The sequence below is a fragment of the Sphingomonas bacterium genome, assembly GCF_903644135.1.
In the GTDB taxonomy this organism is placed as follows: domain Bacteria; phylum Pseudomonadota; class Alphaproteobacteria; order Sphingomonadales; family Sphingomonadaceae; genus Sphingomonas.
In genome coordinates this window covers 1-4,673 of sequence record NZ_CAHJXA010000228.1, presented here as the reverse complement: position 1 = coordinate 4,673, position 4,673 = coordinate 1, and the positions used below count along the sequence as shown (strand labels likewise).

General features: G+C 69.2%; 2 protein-coding genes. Both read right to left on the bottom strand.

Annotation, left to right across the window (positions count from 1 at the left end):
• Positions 1 to 105: 105 nt before the first annotated feature.
• Entirely contained in the window at positions 106 to 1,590 is a 1,485-nt protein-coding gene (locus HUU96_RS11555; protein ID WP_254605197.1) for a lipopolysaccharide biosynthesis protein, read from the bottom strand.
• A 110-nt stretch (positions 1,591 to 1,700) separates the two neighbouring features.
• The gene (gene polA / locus HUU96_RS11550; RefSeq protein ID WP_174292939.1) at positions 1,701 to 4,475 is read right to left on the bottom strand and encodes a DNA polymerase I; all 2,775 of its coding nucleotides are present in this window, start codon (positions 4,473 to 4,475) and stop codon (positions 1,701 to 1,703) included.
• Between the last annotated feature and the right edge of the window lie 198 nt (positions 4,476 to 4,673).

Here is a 4,673-nt window from a genome sequence, read left to right as displayed (position 1 = left end):
CCAAGGACCGACACCCACAGGACCGTCACGGGAGCAAGTCCCGTGACGTCGAAGCTCGGCTGTAGCCGAGCCCGGCCGGCCGTTCGCCGTCTCGCGATAGCTAAGCTATTGGCGTGCGGCTCCGGCAAACAGTGCCCGGTCCGCCGGCTCGAACGCGAAACGCCACAGGACGAACAGATACGTCGCCGCGATCGCCGGCTCGCCGATCAGCAGCTCAGCCCAGGTGGGCAGCAGCGTGAAAGTCCCTCCGATCGCCAATGCCGCTGCCACCGCGCCGACCAGCGCCCAGCGCAGCGGCGATACCGACGTGCCCAGCAGCCGGCCGAGCACGCCTGCCTTGATGATCGAGGTGAGCGCGACGCTGGTCATCAGCGCCACCGCCGGCCCCGCCGCCTGCCAGGTCACCGGCCAGCCGAGCCGCCGCATGGCCAGGATCAGTGCGACGCCGAGGCCGACCTGCACCACCAGCATCGCCGCCGAGATGGCGAGATTGCGGTGGCGGGCGATATAGACCAGCGCGGTCTCGCTGACGGCTCCGGTCGAGGCGAGCACCTCCGCGACCAGCAGGAACGCCATCGCCGCCGTGCCCGCCACGAACTGCGGCCCGACGATGCCCATCACGGCCGGGCCGGGGATCGACCCCATCAGCGCCAGGCAGCCCTGTGCAGCGATGATCCAGAAGGCGACCTGGCGCACCTGATTGGCCACTGCGGCGCGATCGCCGCGCGCCAGCGCTTCGGTGACGACCGGGCCAAGGATCGGATCGAAGCTGGTCTTGAGCTTCTGCGGCAGGCTCGCGACCTGCTGCGCCATGTAATAGATGCCGACGATCTTGGGTGCGAACAGGACGCCCAGGATGAAGCGGTCGACGTTGCGGCTGCCCCATTCCAGCGCGTCCGCCCCGGCGAGCGGCGCGTTTGCGCTGGCGAGGCGATAGAGAGGCCCGAGCTGCGGCGTCCAGCCGCGCGGCAGGCCATAGGCGCGCACGAACGGCACCAGGCTGGCGACTAATGCCGCCACCATCGAGGCGACATAGGACAGCACCAGTCCGTCCTTGATCGTCGCGAACGAGAACAGCCAGGCGGCGATCGAGATCGTCCACGGCTCGACGATCGCGCGCGCATTGACCGTCGCCTGCACGTCGCGGCGGTACGCGAGCGCGGCGAGGCTGACGTCGGACCAGGCGCTGGCGACGATGATGCAGGGCAGCCAGCGGTCGAGCCCGCCGATGGCGCTGTTGGGGTACATGACCTGCGGGAAGGTCGACAGGATCGCGGTCGCGACCACCGACACGACGAACGCGACCGCCAGCGCGTCCCAGACAATCCACGCCGCCGGGCGCCCTTTCCCGTCCATGGCACCCGCGCTCAACGCCTGAGCGAGGCCGCGTTTCAAGCCCAGGGTGGCCAGCAGCGCCGCAAGTTCGACCACCACCACCGCGATCGCGAACCGCCCGACCAGCGCCGGGCCGTAGAGCCGCCCGGCGATGAACAGGAACGGGATACGCGCGAGCAGCCGCAGCGCGAAGCCGGCGATGTTGGTGCGGCCGCCTCTGGCGAGCGCATCGATGTCGGCGGGAGCGGCCGTCACGATCCGTCACCCTCACCCTTCCGCGGCTGCGCCGCTCCCGCCCTCTCCCGGCGGGAGAGGGAACAGCTCGCCGCAGGCGAGCGAAAGGTTGAGGGTGACACCAGCATTGATTAGTGCGCCGCGCCCCAGCTGGCGCCCACACCGATCTCGATGCCCAGCGGCACCGACAGCGGATGCGCCGGTTCGGCGGCGGTGGCCATCACATGGCTGATCACCGGCCGGGCGGCCTCGACATCGCCCTCGGGCAGCTCGAACACCAGCTCGTCATGCACCTGCAGCAGCATCCGCACCCGCTCCAGCCCCGCATCGGCCAGCGCCGGCCCCATCCGCGACATCGCCCGCTTGATGATGTCTGCCGAGGTGCCCTGGATTGGTGCGTTGATCGCGGCGCGCTCGGCTCCCTGGCGCTCGTGCTGGACCTTGGACTTGATACGCGGGAAATGCGTCTTGCGGCCGAACAGCGTCGTCGTGAAGCCGCGCTCGCGCACCTGGGTCAGCGTCTCGGCGATGTAACGATTGATGCCGGGGAAGCGCTCGAAATAGCGGTCGATCATCGCCTGCGCCTCGTCCGCCGACACGTCCAGCCGGCCGGCCAGCCCCCAGCGGCTGATCCCGTAGAGAATCGCGAAGTTGATCGTCTTGGCGTTGGCGCGGGTGTCGCGCGTTACTTCGCCGAACAGCTCGGCGGCGGTGAGGCTGTGGATGTCGTCGCCGTCGGCGAACGCTTGCTTAAGCGCGGGCACGTCCGCCATGTGCGCCGCCAGCCGCAGCTCGATCTGCGAATAGTCGGCGGCGAGGATGACGTTGCCCGCCTCCGCCACGAAGGCATCGCGAATCTGGCGGCCGGTCTCGGTGCGGATCGGGATGTTCTGGAGGTTGGGGTCGGTCGAGCTCAATCGCCCGGTCTGCGCGCCGGTCAGGCTGTAGCTGGTGTGGACGCGGCCGGTGTCGGGGTTGATCTGCTCCTGCAGCGCGTCGGTATAGGTGTTCTTGAGCTTGGTCAGCTGCCGCCAGTCGAGCACGCGCGTCACCAGCTCCGCCCCTGGCGACGCCTTGTCGGCCGCCAGCCGCTCCAGTTCGTTGACGTCGGTGGAGTAGACGCCGCTCTTGCCCTTGCGCCCGCCTTTCAGCCCCATCCGCTCGAACAGCACGTCGCCCAGCTGCTTGGGGCTGCCGATCGTGAACGGGCCGCCGGCCATCTGGTGGATCACCGTCTCCAGCCCGGCGATCTGCTCGGTGAAGCCGGCCGACAGCTGCGCCAACCGCTCGCGATCCACCTTGATCCCGTGCCGCTCCATGCCAGCGATCACCGCCGGCAGCGCGCGGTCGACCATCTGATAGACCTGCGTCGCACTTTCCGCCGCCAGCCGCGGCGTGAAGCGCCGCCACAGCCGCAGCGTCACGTCGGCATCCTCGGCGGCGTAGCGGGTGGCGCTCTTCAGGTCGATCTCGTGAAAGCCGCGCTGGCCCTTTCCCGTGCCCACCACGTCCTTATAGGCGATGCAGCTGTGCGACAGGTGGGTGGCGGCGAGTTCGTCCATGCGGTGGCCGTGCAGCCCGGCGTCGAGGTCGAAGCTCATCACGATGGTATCGTCATACGGCGCGATCGTGACACCCTCGCGATAGGCGCGGCCGAGGACGAGCAGGTCGTATTTGAGGTTGTGGCCGATCTTCACCACCGCCGCATCCTCCAGCAGCGGCTTGATCGCCGACAGCGCCGCCTCGCGGTCGAGCTGCACCGGCGTCTCGGCGAGAAGGTCGGTGGTGCCGTGGCCGAGCGGGACGTAGCAGGCGCGGTTGGGCGCGAGCGCGAGCGAGACCCCGACCAGCTGGCACGCCATCGGGTCCTTGCCGGTCGTCTCGGTATCGAACGCGACAAAGCCCTGCGCGCGCGCGGCGTCGATCCAGCCCTGCAGCGCGGCGAGGTCGACCACCGTCTCATAGGCGTCATGCTCGCACGGCGGGTCCTCGGGATAGACCGCATCGCTCTTCGCCTCGGCGACCGACGGCGTCTCGGTCACCTGCCCCAGCCGGGCGAGCAGCGATTTGAAGCCGTGATGGTCGAGGAACGCGTGGAGCGGCGCCTCCGGAATGCCGCTGGCGGGCAGCTCCAGCTCCTCCAGCGAATGCTCGAGCGGCACGTCGCAGGCGAGCTTGACCAGCTCGCGCGACAGCCGCGCCATGTCGGCATGTTCGATGAGATTGTCGCGCAGCTTGCCCGGCTTCATGCCGGGTGCGGCGGCGAGTACCCCCTCGACATCGCCATGTTCGAGGATCAGCTTGGCCGCGGTCTTGGGGCCGATCCCCGGCACGCCCGGCACGTTGTCGACGCTGTCGCCCATCAGCGCCAACACCTCGCCCAGTTTGTTCGGGAGGACGCCGAACTTGGCGACCACGTCGTCGTCGCCCAGCCGCTTGTTCGCCATGGTGTCGAGCATGTCGAGGCCGGGCTCGATCAGCTGCATCAGGTCCTTGTCGGACGAGACGATCGTCACCTGCCAGCCCTGCGCCAGCGCCGCCTTGGCGTAGCTCGCGATCAGGTCGTCCGCCTCCCACCCCTCCTCCTCGATGCACGGCAGCGAGAAGGCGCGGGTGGCGTCGCGGATCATCGGGAACTGCGGCTTCAGGTCCTCGGGCGGAGGCGGCCGCTGCGCCTTGTAGCCCTCGTACATCTGGTTGCGGAAGGTCGACGATGACTTGTCGAGTACCACCGCCATGTGCGTCGGCCCATCGGCGCGGTGCAGGTCGTCGGCGAGCCGCCACAGCATCGTCGTATAGCCATAGACCGCACCGACCGGCTCACCATGCTTATTGGTGAGCGGCGGCAGCCGGTGATAGGCGCGGAAGATATAGCCCGAGCCGTCGACGAGATAGAGGTGAGGCATGGCAGGAGGCTTAGCGAAGCAAAGCCCAAGCCGCTAGCGCGCCGGCCCGGTCAGCTCGCCGTCGCCAGCGTGCCCCGCGTTTCCGTCGCGTAGCGCGCCACCGCCGCCGCCACCGACTGGATCAGCCGCTGGCGCGCGGGCATCGGCTCGCGGGTGTCGCCGATCATCACCGCCAGCGCATAGCGGCGGCCGTCGGGC

Coding starts and splice junctions, on each gene's coding strand:
- polA (WP_174292939.1), bottom strand. CDS start 4,475: ATGCCTCACCTCTATCTCGTCGACGGCTCGGGCTATATCTTCCGCGCC.